Genomic DNA, 18990 nt, shown 5'->3' on the forward strand with positions numbered 1-18990 from the left:
ACTCGTCCACTGGAACCCCTTTCGTGTTGCTTTGAGCGGCTCACGAAGGGGGTTCCGCCTTTAGACCCCCGGAAATGTCAAACTTCGGCTGCCTCCCCGGCAGAGCCGGGGGATCTCCTAAGGTATTAGGGCAGATCGAGCCCTTCAAACCAGGGCATGGGAAAGGGCGCCCGGACCGGCGAACCAACCCGGGCGCCCATGACTCACTTCTTGAACGGACGCAGCGCCTTGAGCGGCTGGAACGCCTTCGCCAGGCCAGCCGCATCGCGCATCTGATCCACGTGCCTGGTCATGTGCTTCTGGGCCGCGAGCGCATCGCCAAACGCCTTCGCTTCGGCGAGCGGGCTGGGGACGGTCGGGACCTTCGCGCTCTCCGCGACGGCCAGGTCGATCTCAAACGAAACTGTAGATTTCATGGGACTTCTCCTACGCGTCGGCAGCACCTCGCCGCCAACACTCACCCTGGTTCGCCTGCACTCGTCTCAGAGTCAAGGATTGGGGATCGTTGTCGTCCGGGGCAACGCGCGTAGGACATTCAATGTCCCATTGACACCCAGAAAACCCGCAAAACATACGTGTTCCGTGATAGGTTGGTCCCATCGATTGACCTTCCGCGGGTGAGCGAACGACGACAAACCGTCGCGCCCTGCGGCTTCGGGGGACCATGGCGAACCTGCTCTCTCACGAGAAGCGCCTGCGCGTGCTCGCGGCGCTCCTGGACGGCAACAGCGTGCGTGCGGCGTCGCGGATGACGGGCGTCCACCAGGACACGATCTCGCGCTTCGCCTTCGCCGCGGGCACGGGCGCGGGCCACCTTCACAACCGACTCGCGCGGAACCTCTCCTGCACGCTCATCGAGATGGATGAGATCTGGACGTGGTGCGGCGTCAAAGAGGCTCGGAAGACGGCCGAGCATCCCGCGGGCTTCGGCGACGTCTGGGTGTGGGTCGCCGTCTGCGGCGTCTCGCGCATGGTGATCTCGTGGCACGCAGGGAGGCGCGACCAGGCGAGCGCCGACGCCTTCATGACCGACGTCCGGGCCCGGCTCGTCGCGATGCCGCAGATCACGAGCGACGGTTACGCGGCGTACGAGCCCGCGGTCGCCAAGGCGTTCGGCGCGGGCGTCGACTTCGGCCAGGTCGTCAAGACGTGGCAGAAGGGCGGGAAGAAGGGCCCGGATCACAGGTACGAACCGTCGCGAGATCCTCTGCTCGTGAAGCGCGCGGCTCTCGGCGCGCCAAACCTCGCGACGTCAACCACGGCGCACGTCGAGCGCAACAACCTCACGATCCGGCACATGAACGGGCGCCTGCGTCGGCTTTGCTTGGCGTTCAGCAAGCGGCCCGAGAACCACCGTGCGGCACTCGCGCTCTCCTACGCGTGGTTCAACCTGGGGCGCGTGCAGAAGGGCATGAAGATCACGCCCGCCATGGCTGCGGGCGTCACCGATCACATCTGGGAGCTCGACGAGTTCCTGACCGCCGTGATGACGGCGGAACCTTGCGAGTCCCCGGCGCCCGTTCCGCTTGTGCCCCGCGTGCCCGAGACGACACACCGCGAGCTTCCCAGCGGTCGGGGCTTCCTCCGCGTCGTGGACGGCGGGAAGGGCAAGCCCAGCGAGGCCCCGCGCGCGCCTACGCCGCCCGCCGCTCCCCCGGCGAGGGTCGGGACGGGGGAGGCTCCGCGCGAGCCGCTACCGCCCCCGGGGACGCAGCTTGACCTGTTCGCGTGGCGTCCGAGACCGCGACAACTTGCGTTCTTCGATGACGATCCGAACGACGAGCAATGGTAGTGCGCTAGCCACGCAACATCCCGGAAGCTCTATCGACTTTCGATCGAACCGGAAGACGCACCACTCGTGTCCGTGTTGGCATGACTCTCGATAAGCGTTGCCCGCGTAGCTAGCACAGCCGCAAGCGTGGCGGTTTCGCGCTTCCGCAAGCCGCCGCTGAACAAGATATTCCCATGATACTTGTTGGTTGGCGTCGGAGAACGCTCATAATCCAGCCGCAGTGGTCGCCCAAGTGCAAGACTCGCGTAGTCGATGGCTTCTAGGGACAACTTGGCAACGCCGTATTTGGCGTTGTTCGTGTCCTTCTGTGTGGTGACGAGAGCCTCGCGATCGTCATCAAAATTTATAGAGGTCTCGCTACGACCGTCCGGGCGGTTGGCAGCGGTACGCTCATCCGGAAGAAACGCCGTAGCCGCAACTTCCCCGTTTTGGATGCATTTGCTGCCACGCAACCCACGCAGGCAATAGTGGGGAAACTCCGCTGTGGATGTCATGTCTCCCGTAGTGCCCATGCGACAAGCTGAAACGGGTCGAAGGACTCCATGCCGCCCGAGTGTACGACTCCGCCACATGCGTCCGACGCGACGTAATACCAGCCGGTTTCATCCGGGTTGAGATCAATGGTAAGGCCAATTCGCCGCCCCGGAAAGATCCATTCAATTAGTAGCGCACCATCATACGCGTCCTCCGTTGCACTTATTGGCGGGAGCACCCTAGCTTGGTACGTATGCGCGGCGTTCAAAAGACTACGAATGTTCGTTTCAGCCAATGCGGCGAGCGTCTTGTTGCGCATTCGCTCTATCATAATGCGCACCTCATCGTATACATCCGTCGTCGCTCGCAGCCATGTCCGCAACAGGTCCTCGTGTGCCGACACATCCGTTTGAGCGGCGACCGTTGCCACGGTATTCAACTCGTGAACGTTCTGGACGTTAGGAGCCGTCGGAGCGGCGACAGCAATTGACACGGTTGCCGCCGTTGTAATGGCCGCGACCACACAAGTAGTAGTAGCAGTTGAGGCGGGCGGCATATGGCCCTTATTCGGTAGGTGTCGCGTCGTCGCCCGATTGAGGGAGCCCCAGGACGACCCCTAGACCCTCGGCCGCCTTCAATGTACGAAGCAGTACTTGAACGAGACGCGTTGCATGGTCGCGCGTCATGGTGAGACGTTGCTGAACCAGCGCATCGATCATTTGCCGATCCTCGTGCGACCGGATCGATTGTGGTTGAAGCTGGCAAATGTCCAAAATGATCTCTTCGCCGACTGCATTCACAGCGATGTAGTTCGTGTAAGATTCCCGGATCTCGCGCGGGTCTTCGGGATATTGTAGGTTTATGGCTAGAGTCCGTTGGCTCATGGGGCGTCTCCCGACTCTACCCTACGTCAGCACGAAGACCACAGCAAAAAAAAGCTGACCATCAGGCGTGCCGTTCGGTACATATCGCGGCACGGCGGTGCGGCGAGCGCCGCCGGAGTAGGCGGCGCTCGCGCGTTCAGCGCTTGCGCTTGCGGGTCTTCCACGTGGGGCGTGGAGCCTGCTTCGGGGCGGGGGCCGCGCCGAGCTTCCGGAGGGCGGCGCGGAGCTTCTTCTCGTGGGCGTGGAACGTCGCCCGGGGCTGGCCTACCTCTCGCGCCGCGTCGGCCCCGACGAGTCCGCGGGCGGCCAGCTCCACGACGCGGGCGACGCTCGGGCTCGACGCCATGACCCGCGCGAGCAGGTCCCGCGCTTCGATCGCTGACGTCGGATCCGGCGACACGAGGATCGGGACGTCCCGAAGCGCGGACGCCGGGGCCTCGTACAACGTCGATGCGCGCCTCATGAGATTTTGCGCCCGATACCACGCCGTCTGCTTCATGAAGCCCAGCAAGGACGCATCGGGCGGCGTCTTCTCTCCGCCGCGGACGCGTCCTTCGGCCAGGGCTTCCCACGTCGTGATGATCGTCTCCTGCACGATGTCCGGAGCGTGAGCGCTCGCCACGCCGATCGCGCGGGCATGACGAAGGAGCATCGGGCGCATGGCCTCGATGTCCTCCGCGTCCGCTTCGACGATCGGCGCGCCCCCGCCGGGGGAGGCGCGCTGCCGGATCACGTCTCGTCCCCCCGCACGAGGGCGTCGAGATCCACCCCGAGCACGTGCGCGACGCGCGAAGCGAAGAGCAGCGTGCAGCGGATCTCCCCGTGGAGGACGGCGCGCACGTACATGCGGGCGAACCCGAGCGCCTTCGCCGATTCCCGCGCCGTCCGCCCCGCGACGAAGGGCGCGAGCGCCTTCCGGACGCGCGCCGCTTGCTCCTCCGTGAGGACCGCGGGTAGGCTCGGCGGTTCATGATCTTGCTCGATCATCGCGCGCCTCCCTTCCGCTTCGGGGACGTCACGAGGACGAGCGACGGCGGCTTCCTCGGGGGAGCCTTGCCCGCGAGGGCATCGTCGAGCGACAAGCCCACGGCGCGCGCGATGCTTCGCGCGAGCGCCATGTTTCCGGGTTCCGTCCCGTCGAAGAAGCCGACGACGACGGCGCGCCGGTAGCCGAGGGCATGGGCGACGCGAACCCATGAGCCTTGCTCGCGGTGAAGATGGCGAAGCAGAGCGCGAAGGTTCGACCTCTGGATCTCGATCAGCCCGGATCCGGTGAAGCGAGACGCGGCCATCACGACGCGCCCCCTTTCCGACCGCAGAGAGCACACGCTCCCGCGACGTGGGGACGACCGGAAAGGACCTGCTCGACGGTGATGCCGCCCGCGCGAGCGAGCAGCACGGCGACGGCGTAGGACGTCCCGCGCCGCATGTTGACGAGGACGCTCCGGGAGACGCCCATCGCGGCGGCGAGCACATCGCGTCCGCCGTAGGCGCGGGAGATGTTGCGCTCGGCGGCCCGCATGTGGGCGCGCTCTTCGGACGTGGGGAAAAGAGCCGGGCTCTTCCGGTCGGAAGGCGGACGAGTCCCTTGGCCCCGCGGAGCGGGGTGTACTAGACGAAGCATGGGTTGCGACCTCGGCAAGAGGGGTTGCGGCCAAGTCGCCTCGTGGGGTTCACAGGTCCCACGGGGCGGCGCCTTTTCAGGCAGGCCACATCCTACGCGGTCGCAATCGTCGAAGCGCCCTAGTTTGCCGAATTGGGGCGAATTAGGGCACTACCCCTCCACGCGAATGCGGAAGGCCAAGTCGCGAGCAGAGCTCGCGTCCACGCGAACGCGGAAGGCTAGGTCGCAAGCGGCGGCTCGCGTCTACGCGAATGCGGAAGGCCAGGTCGCAAGCGGCGGCTCGCGTCCACGCGAATGCGGAGGGCTAGGTCGCGAGCGGGGGTCGCGTCTACGCGAATGCGGAAGGCCAGGTCGCTAGTAGAGGCTCGCGTCCACGCGAACGCGGAGGGCCAGGTCGCTAGCAGAGGCTCGCGTCCACGCGAACGCGGAAGGCCAGGTCGCTAGCAGAGGCTCGCGTCCACGCGAATGCGGAAGGCCAGGTCGCTAGCAGAGGCTCGCGTCCCTGCCGCACCCTCGCCTTCGGGACGATTGGCGGGCGTAACGGAGACGGCCCGGATCAGCTCGGTATCCAGGTCATTCGCGATGTGTTGCTTGTAGCCCTTGAAGCGCTTGGATTTGCTCTTGCGCCCGTGGCGCATCTGCGGATCCTCGATCGACACGCGTCGATCTTTGGCGACGCCCTCGCGGATGCGGGGCTTGCCACCCCCGGGCGGATCCCGAACAGTCCGTAGGCCTAGAACCGATGCGCGGAGAGCTGAAGGCTCATGCCGGCACGGCCTCGCCGCGCACCGCCGCCTCGATCTTGGCGACATCGATCTTCCGCATCTGCATCATCGCCCCGAACGCGCGCTTCGCCACATCGCCGCCCCTGGCCATCGCCTCGGTCAGGACGCGCGGCGTGATCTGCCACGACAGGCCCCATTTGTCCTTGCACCAGCCGCACGCGCTCTCCGTGCCGCCGTTGCCGACGATCGCGTTCCAATAACGGTCGGTCTCCGCCTGGTCGTCGGTGGCGATCTGAAAGGAGAACGCCTCGCTCTGCTTGAACGTGGCCCCGCCGTTGAGGCCAATACACGGCACGCCGCACACCGTGAACTCGACCGTCAGGACGTCGCCCGCCTTGCCGCCTGGAAAGTCGGACGGCGCCCGGTGCACCGCGCCGACCGCGCTGTCGGGAAAGGTCCGGGCGTAAAAGCGCGCGGCCTCTTCCGCGTCATGGTCGTACCACAGGCAGATCGTGTTCTTGTTCATCGTTCCTCTCCTCTCTTTGCCGCCGACCGAAGTCGGCGCCCTGCGGATCGGTGCCCTGAACAATCCAGTCGGCCGCCGGGCACCTCGTGCGGCCCCGTGACGATGGCGCCGAAAGCGATCTCCACCGCCGCGACGAAGCCGTCAGGACCGCTTTCCTTGTTGCTGCTTTTCCATCCACGCCGACGCTTCGGGCGGCGGTGTCTCGGCAAACCCCGCCAACTGGTCGGCCAGAGCCTTCTTGAAGCCCGGGCGTGCAATGCCGCGTGCCATGTAAGCGGCGAGGTTATCGTATTGCTCGACCAGCCCCTTGCCCTCGACAATGCGCAGCACCGTGACCATCAGCAGATCGCCCGCCGTGAAGCCGCCGCCATCGAGCCATTGCCGGTCGCCGAGTCGTTGTGACAATTCGCCGAGCCGCTCGTGAACGCGCGCCTCGACCGCGGCGCGGCGCGGTTCGGACCACGGCTTGCCGGCCTCGAAGATGGTGACGAAATAGTCCGTGAGGGGCGGCTCGATCGTGTTGAGCGCGGTGAACATCCATTGGATCGCACGCGCCCGCGCCGCGGGATTGTCGGACAACAGTCCTTCGAACCGTTCCGCGATATGCAGCACGATCGCGCCCGATTCGAACAGCGTGACCTCGCTGTCCTGATAGGTCGGCACTTGGCCGAACGGCTGACGCGCGCGATGCGGCGGCTGCTTGTGCTCGCCGAGCACGAGGTACTGCACTTCGTAGCGTTGGCCGACCTCCTCGAGCGCCCAGCGCACGCGCAGGTCTCGCACCTGACCCCGCGCGATTTCAGGCACCCATTTGAACGCGGTGATCTCGATCGGGGAACTGGAATCGATGGCCATCAGGCTCTCCTAGCGTCCAGGACAAATAAACCAGGATTCCGTCTCCTCGGGGGCGTAGCACGCTTCCCGCGTGGCGGTCAACGGTGTCCTTTCTATCGCCGGTTACATCTTGGCGAGTTCGTCCTGGAAGGCGTCGTCGAACAGCTCCGCACGAGGATGGCGCAGGATCGGGGACGTGGAACGGATCGGCGCTCTCGTGCGCCCCTACGAGCGCACGCGATTACGGCCGTCGCATTTGGCCTGGTAGAGCCTCTCGTCTGCCGGCCTGATGAGATCGTTGGCGACGCAGGTATTCTCGTCCGCTTGTGCGACGCCCGCCGAGATGGTCAGCGAGATCGTGTGCTCCTCGAACGTCACCACGTGGGCCGCGACCGCTGCGCGGATCGTTTCGGCCAGCGCCGCGGCTCCCTGAAGGTCGGTCCCGGGCAGCATCAACACGAACTCTTCCCCGCCGTATCGTGCAAAGACATCGCCCGGGCGCACGTGCTGCTGCGTGAGCGACGCGACCTCTCGTAGCACCTGGTCACCCGCCATGTGCCCGAACGAGTCATTGATCCTCTTGAAATGATCGAGGTCGAACATCACGAGCGCGAGCGGATGCTCGGGGTGCTCCGTGCGCCGCAACGCGGCGTCGAGCTGCTCGATGAGATAACGGCGGTTGTACGCCTTTGTCAGGCCGTCGATCGGCGACGTCGAGTACTTTGTTTCGTCGATCAGCCGCCCGCACTCGGCGCAGCAGGACCTGAAGATCGTGTTCCCGAGGTTCACCCGATCGCCACAGCGCAGCAGCGCCCCTGACACCCGCTCGTCGTTGACGAAGGTGCCGTTGGTGCTGTTGTTGTCGACCACCCACCAGCCCTCGGCGCGCTTCTCGAAACGCGCATGGCACCGCGAGACCGCGTCGCCGTCGATCGTGATGGTGTTTTCAGCGTGGCGTCCGACCGTGACCACCGTGGCGGCGGGGTCCAGCTTGTATCGATGACCCAGGAGCTCACGATCGCGCGCGTAGATGATGACGAGGGTGTCGGGTCCTGCCTGGTCGTGCGAGCAGCAGATGATCATGGTGGTCGGCAGCGTGGGGTTGGCTCCATAGAGTAGCTTGAAAATTCGTCGAGACGCTATCGACCGCCACCAATGGTGGTCACGCCAGCGCGAGCGTCTTCAGCTGCTCCCGGGCGAGCCGCAGGCGGGCGTGGGCGGTCTTCGTCTTGATGCCGAGCGCTTCGGCGATCTCCCGGATCGAACGGCCCTCCAGGTACGGCACCACCACGGCCCGGATGCGCGGCCCGATCTTCAAGAGGAAGCGCTTGAGCCGGAAGAGCCCGTACGTCGCCTGGACGAACATTCCGATCGACTCCGCTTCGTCTTCCCGCTCGGGAAAGTCATCCGCAAGCCCCGCGAGGACCTCGCGCTCGCAACGCGCCAGCTTTCGATGGTTGCGCGCATGGTTGAGCCCGATCACCAGGAGCCACGGGCGAGCCTGCTCCGGCGTGACAAGGCATTCAAGGCGGCGCCAGGCCGTGAGGAAGACGTCTTGCACGACATCGTCCACGTCGCCGGATGGGATCGCTTGGCCGAGAAGAAGACGGCGCAGGAAATCACGATGTTCGAGGTAAAGGCGCCCGAGGAGGGCGTGCGCCGCCGTAAAGTTTGCCGGCGGCGGATGGAGCGGTATCGTTGTCATGACTCATGACTCCGGGGATGGAACGGGGTTGTGGGGAGACGCCGGTCGGTGTCCTAGCGCCGGCTGGCGTCGCTTTTTTGTGTCTCATGGTTTGGCGGGGATTGCAACCGGGAAATGGGGGGAATGGTTCGTCTTGAAGGAACCAGGATCCACAGGGGATTGCGGGATGCAGCCGCGTGAATGAGTGGGAGATCTCGGCTGCCGCTACCGCTTCCGCTTCGGATTCCGGAGGCCCTCACCCGTCGCAACCCGATGGATCTGCGTCCTGCTGACGGCGGATCGACCCCGTTGGCGCATGTTGGTGCCACTTCCCGCCCCGTGGCCGCCCTTTGGGGCGTTCCCGGAGCCTACCCGCGCACGACGCTTCTCGAAGTGCTCGTCCAGAACGAGATCACGGCCGCCGCGGCGGGGGATGTCGAGATCGTAGCCCTTTCGCACGTCGCCGCAGGCAAGCTCCTCACGATGCTCCCCGTGGGCGACCCATCGATCGACGCCGCGCGCCCCCTGCTGCTCTACCGCAACCGGCTGCCCCCGGGGCACCGCCATGGCGGAGGGTGGCGGCCGCCAGGGATGTATCGATGAAGTGCTCGGCGATCGGCGCGGGTTTTCGTTTTCCGCGTGGAATGCGAAGCGTGCGGATCGAAAACGCGTGGAGCGGCGATGTTCACGACCGCGGCCCGCCGGCCCGCGTCGTCCTACTCATAGCCAAGCGATCGCAGCTCGCCGTTCACCCAGGCGTGGAGGCCGAGCCCGATCCCGATCATGATGAAGACGCCCACGTAGCCGAGAGGCTTCAGCCGACTGTCCCGACCATGTCCGGTCACGAAGTAGAGGACCAGCGATCCCGGCTTGGGCTCGCGCGGCGCACCGATGACGAGGCACAGCAAACCAAGCGCGATGAACAGCGGCGCGATGACCGTCGCCTTGATGTACGTCGTGACCGTTCCGTTGAAGGCACGCGCGGCCGCGAGAACGTCGATGACGGCGATCTTCAAGCACACGAGGCCGGCGCCGAGGAGGACAGCGCCTCCGATGCGGACCTTGGTGCTGGCGGAGAGCGGATCGGACATAGCGGAGTGCAAGCTACAGCTTCCGACCCACGATGCAAATCTCGAACGTTCGAGGCGCGAGGCGAGGCGTCTTTCGAGGGGAGGACGAGGCCTTGGTAGGTCTTGATGTCGCTGCACCGCTCGGTGCCGGAGACGGTGGGCGGGCGGGGCGCCCCAGAGGTGCTTGTTCGCGTTGGCTACGCAGAGCGGATGGTCCTCGAACAGGTTATCGCGCGCGTTGCAGGTGTAGGCGGCGCCTTTGAGCGTGCAGTCCCCGATGGGGATGGGCAGCCGGTAGTCGCAGGAGGCCGATTGTTTGTCGCAATCGTCGGCGATGCAGGCGTAGCTCCGCCGTTCGACCGGATGCGTTATGCGCAACCCAGTCACCGCGAGTAGCCCGAACAGCGTCGAACATACCCTATGGACAGGACTCGTCCGCTACATCCGGCGTGACCTCGATCGGGACCGAGAGCTCGGCGCCCAGATAAGAGATCTGCAGGGTGCCGACTCCGGCGCAGGCGCGCAGCGACACGAAACGACCGCTGCGCTCCGCCTCGATGAGCACCACCGAGCCGCTGGTGATCGCGGCCGCGAACGTTAGGTCGTCCTGCGTGCTCGGTTGGACATAGCGGCCGGACGCGTCGTTCCCGACCAGGGCGAACCCGCCGAGATCGCCCGGCGCGAGCGCCGTTATCTCGACCGGGTTGTCCAGATCGCTGGCGAAGCTGTAGAGCTTCAAAGTCGGCTTATCCTCCGCGGACAGCGTTGCGATCTCGAGGTCGCCGCCGAGCTGGGTCTTGATGTGGGCGATGCCGGACTTGCCGAGCGCCTCGACGCGTCGCGTGTTGACGACCTGAGCGTCGGCCTCGTGGGCCAGCAGCTCCGGGTCCATCGACCAATCGAAGAGATCGAAGCCGAGCAGGGTTGTGGTGCCGGCGCGCGGCTCGGCCGCCACCCGGAGGGAGGCGCCGGGACGCAGCGCGTAGCCCTGGCCGTAGAAGCCATCCGGTTTGTCGAAGAGAGGAGGCGTCGAGAGCACCCAGACGCGCGCCCCGTCGGGCCGCTGGACGGTGAGAGGCAGGCTATCGGAGCCGTTGCTGGCCGTCACGCGGAGGGTCGTCTCGCCCTCCGACTCGGCGCGCAACTCGATCGGGTAAATGTCGAAGACCACGCTGACGATCTCCGGTGCATCGCTTTCGGCGGCCATCAGCGTGCCGAGCCCTGGGCCCAGCACCCAGACGTCCGCGCGCGCCCCTAGCGCGATGGGACGCTCGAAGTCCAGCACCGACGAGCCGCTATCGGCGGGGTACTCGCGCGGCTCGTAGAAGCCGAGCTTCCCATCCTGTCCGTCTGTCTTGCCACCGTAGACGTCGCAGCCGGACTGCATGGATGCGGCGATGAGGACAATCGGCGACAGGAATGCTGATATGGGGGGTAAGCGCATGACCCATCATCCGCGCCCGCCCAGGCGGTGGCAAGCGTGTAGGACAAATAAACCAGTCCTCTTCCGCCCATGCTTGAATGGAGAAGCGCGGAGCAAGCTGCAAGCGCCCCTCAACCCGCAGCGCCATCGCCGCCCGGGCGGCGCCGGGTCCTTCGGCCGATGCCTAGAGCATCGAACCGGTCGATGCTCTAGCGCCCAACCGAGAGCGAGACGTGAAAGTTCGCCCCTCGATCCTCGTTCGGACGCACTCCAATCCGACCACCGTGGTTCTCTACGATGGTCTTGCAGATCGAGAGGCCCATCCCCATGCCTCCCTGCTTGGTCGTATAGAAAGGGCTGAAGATTCGCGCGGCCTCCTCCGGGTTCACGCCCGGACCGCTGTCCTTCACCTCGAGCACAAGGACATCGGGATCGGTCAGGCGCGTTCGCACCAGGATTTCGTGGGGACCGGGGGCTACACCGTATGCCGCCTCGGACGCATTGACGACGAGGTTCACGATGACCTGTTGCAGCTGAACGCGGTCGCCGAGCACCGGGGGAAGCTTTTCGGCGAGGTCCAGGCGGATCGCTGCGCCATTCCGCTGCACGCGGGCCCGTGTCAGCAGGACGACCTCTCGGATCGCCTCGTTGAGGTCGAGCGGCACGTGCGCTTCCCCTGAGCGTCCAAACAGGGCTCGGAGCCGACGGATCACGTTCTCCGCCCGCGTGACGTCGCGGGCGATAGAGCTCGCGGCCTCGCGAGCCTCTCCCGGATTCGCCGGGTCACGCTGGAGCCAGTTCACGCAGGCGCTCGCATTGGCGCTGATCGCGGCAAGCGGCTGACTGATCTCGTGGGCGATCGCGGCTGCCATCTCGCCCAGACTCGACACCCGCGTGAGATCGGCGAGCGCTGCCTGCGTGCGCTGGAGGGCCTCCTCCGAACGTCTGACCTCCGTGACGTCCCGGATGGCGCCGACGTACTGTTCCTGCTCCGTCGAGTCGCCGGATACGCGATGGGCGGAAATGCTGACGTGCTTTACGAAGCCGTCCGGCATCATCAGCCGATACTCGACCTGCGGGCCTCCCACGAGGCGCGAGGGGTCGGCGACGAGCGCATCGAAGATGCGGAGGTCGTGGGGATGGATGCGCGCGCGCATCGACTCCACCGATGGCGAGCTTGCCGCACCGAAGATGCGGAACACCTCGTCAGACCAGAAGATCTCCTCCGTCCGAGGCTTCCAGCTGAAGGTGCCCGTCTGACCGATGCTCTCGGCTTTGCTCATGTAGACCTTGGCCTGCCGCAGGTCCGCATAGAGCTGCGCGTTCTCGAGCGACATCGCGGACTGCGACGCCAAGAGCTCCAGGATCGCGAAGCGCCCCGGTGTGAAGATGCCAGGCGCGAGGTCGTTCTCCAGATGGAGAACGCCTACGAGCCGCGCCTGCTTGACGAGGGGAAGGCAGAGCACCGAGCGTGATCCGCGTCGACGGAAGTAGGCTTCCTCCGAGAACTGGTTTGTCTCGGCCGCATCCCCGAGCAGCACGCTCTCTTGCGTCCGCCGAACATAGTGGAGCAGCGCGAGCGGGAGTTCGCGCTCGGAGACGGGAGCACGCCGGAGGTCGAGGCTCACGCCATCGGGCTGCGCGCGCGCCTCGGCGACGACCTCGAGGGCCTCTCCGCGCGGCAGGAGCAGCACACCTCGCTGCGCGCCGGCGTGCTCGAGCGCCGCCTTGAGCAGCGTCTCGATCAATCGCTCGAGCACGATCTCCTGCGAGATCGCTTGGCTCAGGCGGACCACCGTCGTCAGATCGAGCTCGTGGAGCCCACGCGCCAGCGCGGCGGGGCCTCCGCCGCGCTGTCCTTCCAAGAGGAACGGGTGGGCATGCTCGAGCGCGCGCACCTTCGCCTCCGCGCCCCAGGCGCGATAGGCGGCGTGAGCGTGGCGGAGATAGGCCTCGCTGACGATCGCCTGGCCGCGCCGCTCGTAGAACCGCGCCGCGTGCTCGCTGGCGATCGCCTCGACGTGGGTCAGGTGATGCTCCTGCGCCATGCGGATGGCCTTCTCGTAGAGGCCCTCCGCGTCGAGAACCCGCGCTTCGATCCGCGCCGTCTCCGCCGCGAGGAGAATCGCCTTCGCCCCGAAGTTCTCGGGGCAGTGGGTCGCCCAGATGTCGAGCTGCCGCTTGTACTCGGCCAGGCTCTCGCGATGCGCGTGTGTGGCCTCGGGCAGCGCGCCGTCGCAGAGCCCCGCGTGCACCAGCGCAGCGTAGAAGTGGTGCTCTTCCACTTCGACGTTCGACGTCGAAGACCAGATGAGCGCGCGCGCGGCGTTGGCGGCGTGGAGCGCGGTCGGGAGATCCCGCGAGAGGAAGCGGACGGTCAGCTTGCGGATCCAGTACCAGCACGTGACGAGCGGCATCCCCGGGTTCGTCTCGAGGTCGCGCTCGAAGGCCGCCTCGTCGCGCGACTCGTCCGACGTATCGGGGAAGGCACCGCCGGCCCGCCGCAGCGTGCGGATCAACCGGAGCTGGTCGGCTGCGAGCCCGACGCACGGCAGAACGTTGAGCCTGGTCGCCGCCTCGAGGGCGGCGACTGCCTCCGCTTCTGCGTCGGCGAGCGGGCTTCCACTGGCCAGGTAGATCGAGACGATGTGGAACCCCGCGCTTTCGACGAACTGCTCTCCGATGGGGAGTGCTTCTGCGAGCGCGTCCCTCATGTAGCGTACGCAAGCGTCGAAGGGTTGGCACCAATGCGCGATCAACGAACCCACGCCAAATCGCGCGAGGGCGCGGTATCTGTCGAGCCGATGGCGTTCGACGAGTTCGAGGACGAGCTCTCCGAGCAGGCGCGTGAGGGCGTAGTCGCCGAAACTGGGGCCGACCACGACGCCCAGCAGCACATAGCCGACGGCCGAGGCTTCCGCGTGGCCGCGCTCGAGGCTCAGATTGGCGATGCGGCAGGCCAAGAGATCGAAGAGCCGATCGCGATTGCTCCACCGCGCCGCCTTGGCCAGCTGGACCGCGAGCTCGAGGGTTTGGGCGTGAATGTCGTCGTCGGACATCGGAAGGCTTGCGAGGGCGACGATGCTCCTCGTCCCGAGCTGCTCGCGAACCCGGCTGTATTCTCGGGCGAGGTCCGCTTCCGTGGGTTCCGGTGGCAATGGGCTTCCAACCCGAGCCAGGTACTCGAGCCCGAGCTCGAGGCCTCGGGCGGAGTCACCCGCGTAGCCGGCGACGGCGGTGCGCAGCGCCGCGACTCTTCCGGCGTCGGTCAGGCGTGTGGTACGGGCGGCGAGATCGGCGAGTCGATGCTCGGCGCTCGCGAGCTCACCGCAGAGCGAGTCGCACTCGGCATGGGTGTAGGCGAGCTCGAACATGAGCTCGGGGTGCAAGGGCCACGGATCCGACGCGAGGCTCTTCAGGATCCGCGTCGCCTCGCTCACGTACGTCCGCGCGGTCGCATGAGCGCCGGCCGATTTCGCGCGCTTGCTGGCGGCCAGGCTCAACGTCACGAGGTCCACTCGCTCCGACGCCGACAACAACGGGAGCCCGCGCGTCAGGTGTCCGACGACGTCGAACACGGATTCGACCATGTCCGCCGGAGCCGCGCCGCGCAGCTTGCGACCGATCGCCGCGTGGAGCGCCGCCTTCTGATCTTCCGAGAGGAGCGAGTAGGCAGCCTCGCGCACGCGGTCATGGACGAACGAGAACCCCGAGGCCCCGGATTGGAGTAGGCCGACGGCGGCGGCGTCGGTGAGGCCGCCGTCGATCTCTCGGAGCTCGCGCTCGCAGTGGCTCGCCAGCTCGGCAGCCGCGGCGGCGTTCCCGAAGCACGCGAGCGCCGCGAGCGCGTCGCCCGTGGTGCTCGGAAGCCGCTCGATGCGGCGAAGGATGAGCTCGACGACGTTGTCGGTCGAAGGACGTCCTCGAATCACGTCGAGGTCCCACGCCCAAAGGCAACGTTCTCGATCGAAGCCGATCAAGTGGGCATCACAGAGCTCACGAAAGAACTGGAGCGCGAAGAAGGGATTGCCCTCCGTCTTCTCGACGACGAGCCGAGAGAGGTCGTCGATGTCGGCGGGAGGAGCCCGGAGCGTGTCGGTCAAGAGCTCGCTCACGTGCGAGCTCGAGAGGCCGGCGAGCTCGACCTCCACGAGCGGCGCGCTCATGGTGCGAAGCCGACGGATCGTCGCGGTGAGCGGGTGCGCTTCGCTGACCTCGTTGCTGCGGTAGGCGCCGACGACGAGGACGTGCTTCACGTCCGGGTGCGCCACGACGTGGTCGACGAAATCGAGCGTGCCGCGATCCAGCCACTGGAGGTCGTCGAGGAAGAGCGCAAGCGGCCGGTCGTTTCGGGCGAACGCCGAGAGAAACTGACGGAAGGCCAAGAAGTGGCGGTCCCGCACGTTCTCGAGCGGCACAGCGGGAGCCGGCGGCTGCGGTCCGAGGACGAGGGAAAGCTCCGCCACGAGCTCGCACATGAGGGGGGCGTTCGGGCCGAGCGCTCTGACGAGCGCCTCACGCCACGGCGCGAGCTCCTCCTCCGAGCGGGTGAGGAGCTGCCTTACGAGAGTGCCGAAAGCCTGCGAGAGCGGCGCGTAGGGGATGTTCCCCTTGTACTGATCGAACTTGCCGGACGCGAACCAACCCGGTCTTGCGAGGAGAGCTCGATCGAGCTCGCGCGCGACGACCGATTTCCCGATGCCGGAGGGCCCGGAAATGAGGAGCAGCCCTGCGGTTCCCTCGGTGGCCACGCGCTCGAACGCGCGTAACACGTCGTCGATCTCGCGCGCTCTTCCGTAGAGGCGCTCAGGCAGGACCAAGCGGTCCGGTATGTCGGCTTCGCCGAGCGGGAACGCGGATACGACTCCGGCTTCCCATTGTTCGAGGCCGCGCCGGAGATCCACCTCCACGCCAGCCGCCGTCTGGTAGCGGTCCTCGGGTGCCTTGGCGAGGAGCTTCATGACGATCGCGGCGATCGTCGCCGGAAGCGCGGGGGCGCGTTCTTCGAGCGGCACCGGCGGCCTTGCGATGTGGCAATGGACCCACTCGATCGGAAGCGATGCCGAGAACGGCAGATCACCGGCCAGGAGCTGATACAGCGTGACGCCGAGAGAGTAGAGATCGCTCCGCATGTCGACGGAACGGTTCATGCGGCCGGTCTGCTCCGGGGCGATGTAGGGTAGCGAGCTCGCGCCGTGTCGCCCCGCGTCGAAGATGCGGAGCTCGCGATCGGCGCGCATGGCGAGCCCGAAGCCAGTGAGGCGGACACGTCCGCCCGCGTCGACGAGAATGTTGGCCGGACGGATATCCTGGTGAATCAAGCCGTGCGCATGCGTTCTGGCGAGAGCGCTCGAAAGCTCGGTCGCGATTCGCAACAGCGAACCGAGGTCGCCGCTCTGCTTCAGCCGTGTGGAGAGGAGCTCTCCGCCCGGGTCGTCGAGGAGGAGCACCGGCTTGCCCGCCTCCTGCACGAGCTCGCGGGGACGTACTGCCCAGGTCGGATCGAGCTGGTCGCGGAGGTCGTGCTCGTGAAGCAGGCGCTCGACCGAGACGTGTCTCGAAGTAGGCGCGAGCACGAGCGATGGTGGCAGTTGCGCCGTCCCGAGTCGTCGCCACAGCTCCCACTCCCCATCGTGTCGGAGCAGCACCGATCCAGCCGACAGCTCGTTCATGCTCGTCCTCTGCGAGGGCGCGCTCGCGTGGACATGGACTCGTTGACTGGAAGCGACGGTCCGGCTCACTGCCAGGCGCGGCCCAAGGCAACTACCAAAAGTGACACAGTTGATCAATGACAATTCGAGTTGCGCTGACCGTCACAATTGTTCCGCGAAAGCCGGCCCCCTACCCCTCGACCCCCGCCCCCACCGCGCACCCTTCACCGCCGCCACGCCCTTCTGATGTTCGTCAGCTCAACGCGGCTGGAGTCATGGGTCTCCCCGCTCGGGCACGATGCGATGGCGAATCTTGCGCTCACATCGGATATGCAATTCGCGAAGGATTGGCCCGCGCAGAGCTCTCGGCACGGCGGGCCGGTCATGCAGAAGATGCAGGCAGCGTCGGGTCGCCGATGTCATGCGATTTGCGCGCAACTTGCATCGCAGCGAATGTAGCCTGACATCGAAACCCGACCAAGGTCGGGTTTCCTGCGCCGGCAGGATTGCGTTACATGAGCGGCACCGATGTCTACCAGGCCGAAATTGACGCACGCCACGGGGGCGCCCGTGGTGGACAATGTGAACATCCAAACCGCCGGTCCGCGCGGCCCTGCGTTGCTGCAGGACATCTGGCTGATCGAGAAGCTGGCGCACTTCGACCGCGAGGTCATCCCCGAGCGGCGCATGCACGCCAAAGGCTCAGGGGCGTACGGGACGTTCACCGTCACGCACGACATCACGCGCTACACCCGCGCGCGGCTGTTCGCCCAGATCGGCAAGCAAACGCCCGTGTTCGTGCGATTCTCGACAGTCGCCGGCGAGCGCGGCGCCGCCGACGCCGAGCGTGATATCCGCGGCTTCGCGGTGAAGTTCTACACCGAAGAAGGCAACTGGGATATCGTTGGCAACAACACGCCGGTGTTTTTCTTTCGCGACCCGCTGCGCTTCCCCGACCTCAATCATGCCGTGAAGCGCGACCCCCGGACCGGGATGCGCAGCGCGGACAATAACTGGGACTTCTGGTCGTCGCTGCCCGAGGCGCTCCACCAGGTGACGATCGTGATGAGCGATCGCGGCATCCCGCGCAGCTACCGCACGATGCATGGCTTTGGCAGCCATACCTTCAGCATGCTCAATGCCAAGAACGAGCGCGTATGGGTCAAGTTCCACTTCATCAGCCAGCAGGGGATCGATAACCTGAGCGACGCCGAAGCTGAAGCGGTCGTGGGGCGAGACCGCGAGAGCCACCAGCGCGACCTATTCGAAAGCCTCGAGGCGGGTCGGTTTCCGCGCTGGAAGCTCTGCCTTCAGGTCATGACCGAGGCGCAGGCGCGGACGCACCGGCACAACCCGTTTGACCTCACCAAGGTCTGGCCGAAGGCCGACTATCCGCTCATCGAGGTCGGCGTCCTCGAGCTGAATCGCAACCCCGACAACGTGTTCGCTGAGGTCGAGCAGGCCGCGTTCTCGCCAGCCAATATCGTCCCCGGGATCGGCTTCTCGCCGGACAAGATGCTGCAGGCGCGGCTATTCTCGTACGGCGACGCGCAGCGCTACCGACTGGGCGTCAACTTCAATCAGATCCCCGTCAACGCGCCGAGGTGCCCGTTCCACAGCTTCCACCGTGACGGCGCGATGCGCGTCGACGGCAATCTAGGCGCCACGGCCTCCTACTTCCCCAATCGACACGGCGAATGGAACGACAGCCCGAGCGCAGGCGAGCCGCCGCTGCCCGTCGCCGGCGACGCAGCGCATTGGGATCATCGCATGGACGAGGATCACTGGGAGCAGCCGGGTTGCCTGTTCCGATTGATGTCTCCTGGGCAGCAGCAGGCGCTGTTCGACAACACCGCGCGCTCGCTCGGCGGCGCGTCGGTCGAGGTCCAACGCCGGCACGTCTCCAATTGCATCAAGGCCGACCCCGCTTACGGGGCCGGGGTGGCGCGGGCGCTCGGCCTTGACCGGGGCTAGCGGCGCGTTGGTCCACGAGGTGGTGCTCGAGACCGCGTTGGCCCCCAACCTTCCCCCCGTGTTCGGTGATTCGATTCAGCTTCAGCGAGTCGTGCTCAACTTGCTATTGAATGCCACCGAAGCGTCGCGTGAGGGTTCACGAGAGCGTCGGAAGGCGAAAGGCTGCGAGGCGAAGCCTCGCACCGCGCGCAGCGAAGCGAGCACGGCGACGATGAGGCAGCTCCGACGTCAAGGCCTTTAGCGCGGTTTTTACGCTGCGCTTCCGTGTGGCGGTAGCCGCGTTGACGTGCGCCGTTGCCTTCCTCCGACCTTCTTCGCTCCTCGGCATG

General features: G+C 66.3%; 18 protein-coding genes and 1 pseudogene. 3 read left to right on the forward strand and 16 right to left on the reverse strand.

Translation table 11 applies throughout. The features are described from left to right. Nucleotides 1–203: 203 nt before the first annotated feature. Nucleotides 204–416: a hypothetical protein gene (locus KEG38_RS53035; RefSeq protein WP_272428674.1), complete on the reverse strand. Its 213-nt coding sequence runs from the start codon at nt 414–416 to the stop codon at nt 204–206. A 248-nt stretch (nt 417–664) separates the two neighbouring features. Between KEG38_RS53035 and KEG38_RS53040 the strand changes: the two genes are divergently transcribed. Further along, on the forward strand, nt 665–1792 hold the full coding sequence (locus KEG38_RS53040; protein ID WP_272428675.1) for a transposase: 1128 nt from the start codon (nt 665–667) through the stop codon (nt 1790–1792). A 29-nt stretch (nt 1793–1821) separates the two neighbouring features. Here KEG38_RS53040 and KEG38_RS53045 read toward each other — a convergent pair whose 3' ends face one another. The 12 genes and pseudogenes from KEG38_RS53045 to KEG38_RS53100 form a co-directional block, all read right to left on the reverse strand. Continuing rightward, nucleotides 1822–2286, reverse strand: coding sequence for a hypothetical protein (locus tag KEG38_RS53045; RefSeq protein ID WP_272428676.1), 465 nt, complete (start codon nt 2284–2286; stop codon nt 1822–1824). Then, entirely contained in the window at nt 2283–2789 is a 507-nt protein-coding gene (locus KEG38_RS53050; protein WP_272428678.1) for a hypothetical protein, read from the reverse strand. The genes KEG38_RS53045 and KEG38_RS53050 overlap by 4 nt, the downstream gene beginning before the upstream one ends. Before the next feature lie 40 nt (nt 2790–2829). Continuing rightward, entirely contained in the window at nt 2830–3150 is a 321-nt protein-coding gene (locus tag KEG38_RS53055) for a hypothetical protein (RefSeq protein ID WP_272428679.1), read from the reverse strand. A 136-nt stretch (nt 3151–3286) separates the two neighbouring features. Continuing rightward, on the reverse strand, nt 3287–3883 hold the full coding sequence (locus KEG38_RS53060) for a sigma-70 family RNA polymerase sigma factor (RefSeq protein WP_272428681.1): 597 nt from the start codon (nt 3881–3883) through the stop codon (nt 3287–3289). After that, a complete protein-coding gene (locus KEG38_RS53065; RefSeq protein ID WP_272428683.1) occupies nt 3880–4137 on the reverse strand; it encodes a helix-turn-helix domain-containing protein in 258 nt (85 codons plus the stop codon). Before KEG38_RS53065 ends, KEG38_RS53060 begins: the two co-directional genes overlap by 4 nt. Continuing rightward, the gene (locus KEG38_RS53070; protein ID WP_272428685.1) at nt 4134–4445 is read right to left on the reverse strand and encodes a hypothetical protein; all 312 of its coding nucleotides are present in this window, start codon (nt 4443–4445) and stop codon (nt 4134–4136) included. The genes KEG38_RS53065 and KEG38_RS53070 overlap by 4 nt, the downstream gene beginning before the upstream one ends. Further along, nucleotides 4442–4672 carry a hypothetical protein gene (locus KEG38_RS53075; protein WP_272428687.1) on the reverse strand — a complete coding sequence of 77 codons (231 nt, stop codon included), beginning with the start codon at nt 4670–4672 and terminating at the stop codon, nt 4442–4444. The genes KEG38_RS53070 and KEG38_RS53075 overlap by 4 nt, the downstream gene beginning before the upstream one ends. A gap of 608 nt (nt 4673–5280) precedes the next feature. Beyond that, nucleotides 5281–5484, reverse strand: a pseudogene (locus tag KEG38_RS53080) (transposase); the annotation flags it as partial. A 52-nt stretch (nt 5485–5536) separates the two neighbouring features. Further along, nucleotides 5537–6025 carry a VOC family protein gene (locus KEG38_RS53085; RefSeq protein WP_272428688.1) on the reverse strand — a complete coding sequence of 163 codons (489 nt, stop codon included), beginning with the start codon at nt 6023–6025 and terminating at the stop codon, nt 5537–5539. A 141-nt stretch (nt 6026–6166) separates the two neighbouring features. After that, on the reverse strand, nt 6167–6880 hold the full coding sequence (locus tag KEG38_RS53090) for a glutathione S-transferase family protein (protein ID WP_272428690.1): 714 nt from the start codon (nt 6878–6880) through the stop codon (nt 6167–6169). Between the two features lie 204 nt (nt 6881–7084). After that, nucleotides 7085–7831 (reverse strand): diguanylate cyclase, encoded by a 747-nt coding sequence (locus KEG38_RS53095; RefSeq protein ID WP_272428692.1) that lies wholly within the window; start codon nt 7829–7831, stop codon nt 7085–7087. A 190-nt stretch (nt 7832–8021) separates the two neighbouring features. Further along, entirely contained in the window at nt 8022–8564 is a 543-nt protein-coding gene (locus KEG38_RS53100; protein ID WP_272428695.1) for an RNA polymerase sigma factor, read from the reverse strand. A 318-nt stretch (nt 8565–8882) separates the two neighbouring features. Here KEG38_RS53100 and KEG38_RS53105 point away from each other — a divergent pair, with 318 nt between their 5' ends. After that, the gene (locus KEG38_RS53105; protein ID WP_272428696.1) at nt 8883–9146 is read left to right on the forward strand and encodes a hypothetical protein; all 264 of its coding nucleotides are present in this window, start codon (nt 8883–8885) and stop codon (nt 9144–9146) included. A gap of 113 nt (nt 9147–9259) precedes the next feature. Here the strand turns inward: KEG38_RS53105 and KEG38_RS53110 are convergent, their stop codons facing one another. From KEG38_RS53110 to KEG38_RS53120, 3 genes are all read right to left on the reverse strand, one after another. Beyond that, on the reverse strand, nt 9260–9634 hold the full coding sequence (locus tag KEG38_RS53110; protein ID WP_272428697.1) for a hypothetical protein: 375 nt from the start codon (nt 9632–9634) through the stop codon (nt 9260–9262). A 397-nt stretch (nt 9635–10031) separates the two neighbouring features. Further along, nucleotides 10032–11057 carry a hypothetical protein gene (locus KEG38_RS53115; RefSeq protein ID WP_272428699.1) on the reverse strand — a complete coding sequence of 342 codons (1026 nt, stop codon included), beginning with the start codon at nt 11055–11057 and terminating at the stop codon, nt 10032–10034. A 188-nt stretch (nt 11058–11245) separates the two neighbouring features. Further along, nucleotides 11246–16708 carry an AAA family ATPase gene (locus KEG38_RS53120; protein WP_272428700.1) on the reverse strand — a complete coding sequence of 1821 codons (5463 nt, stop codon included), beginning with the start codon at nt 16706–16708 and terminating at the stop codon, nt 11246–11248. Between the two features lie 507 nt (nt 16709–17215). Between KEG38_RS53120 and KEG38_RS53125 the strand changes: the two genes are divergently transcribed. Beyond that, nucleotides 17216–18661, forward strand: a complete 1446-nt coding sequence (locus KEG38_RS53125; RefSeq protein WP_272428702.1) for a catalase — start codon at nt 17216–17218, stop codon at nt 18659–18661. The last annotated feature ends 329 nt before the right edge of the window (nt 18662–18990 follow it).

Source organism: Polyangium jinanense, assembly GCF_028435265.1.
GTDB lineage: Bacteria > Myxococcota_A > Polyangia > Polyangiales > Polyangiaceae > Polyangium > Polyangium jinanense.

Excerpts from the sequence above, each read along its gene's own strand:
- KEG38_RS53035 (WP_272428674.1), bottom strand. The coding sequence starts at position 416 with ATGAAATCTACAGTTTCGTTTGAGATCGACCTGGCCGTCGCGGAGAGC.
- KEG38_RS53040 (WP_272428675.1), top strand. The coding sequence starts at position 665 with ATGGCGAACCTGCTCTCTCACGAGAAGCGCCTGCGCGTGCTCGCGGCG.
- KEG38_RS53045 (WP_272428676.1), bottom strand. The coding sequence starts at position 2,286 with ATGACATCCACAGCGGAGTTTCCCCACTATTGCCTGCGTGGGTTGCGT.
- KEG38_RS53055 (WP_272428679.1), bottom strand. The coding sequence starts at position 3,150 with ATGAGCCAACGGACTCTAGCCATAAACCTACAATATCCCGAAGACCCG.
- KEG38_RS53065 (WP_272428683.1), bottom strand. The coding sequence starts at position 4,137 with ATGATCGAGCAAGATCATGAACCGCCGAGCCTACCCGCGGTCCTCACG.
- KEG38_RS53075 (WP_272428687.1), bottom strand. The coding sequence starts at position 4,672 with ATGCGGGCCGCCGAGCGCAACATCTCCCGCGCCTACGGCGGACGCGAT.
- KEG38_RS53085 (WP_272428688.1), bottom strand. The coding sequence starts at position 6,025 with ATGAACAAGAACACGATCTGCCTGTGGTACGACCATGACGCGGAAGAG.
- KEG38_RS53090 (WP_272428690.1), bottom strand. The coding sequence starts at position 6,880 with ATGGCCATCGATTCCAGTTCCCCGATCGAGATCACCGCGTTCAAATGG.
- KEG38_RS53100 (WP_272428695.1), bottom strand. The coding sequence starts at position 8,564 with ATGACAACGATACCGCTCCATCCGCCGCCGGCAAACTTTACGGCGGCG.
- KEG38_RS53110 (WP_272428697.1), bottom strand. The coding sequence starts at position 9,634 with ATGTCCGATCCGCTCTCCGCCAGCACCAAGGTCCGCATCGGAGGCGCT.
- KEG38_RS53115 (WP_272428699.1), bottom strand. The coding sequence starts at position 11,057 with ATGCGCTTACCCCCCATATCAGCATTCCTGTCGCCGATTGTCCTCATC.
- KEG38_RS53120 (WP_272428700.1), bottom strand. The coding sequence starts at position 16,708 with ATGAACGAGCTGTCGGCTGGATCGGTGCTGCTCCGACACGATGGGGAG.
- KEG38_RS53125 (WP_272428702.1), top strand. The coding sequence starts at position 17,216 with ATGTCTACCAGGCCGAAATTGACGCACGCCACGGGGGCGCCCGTGGTG.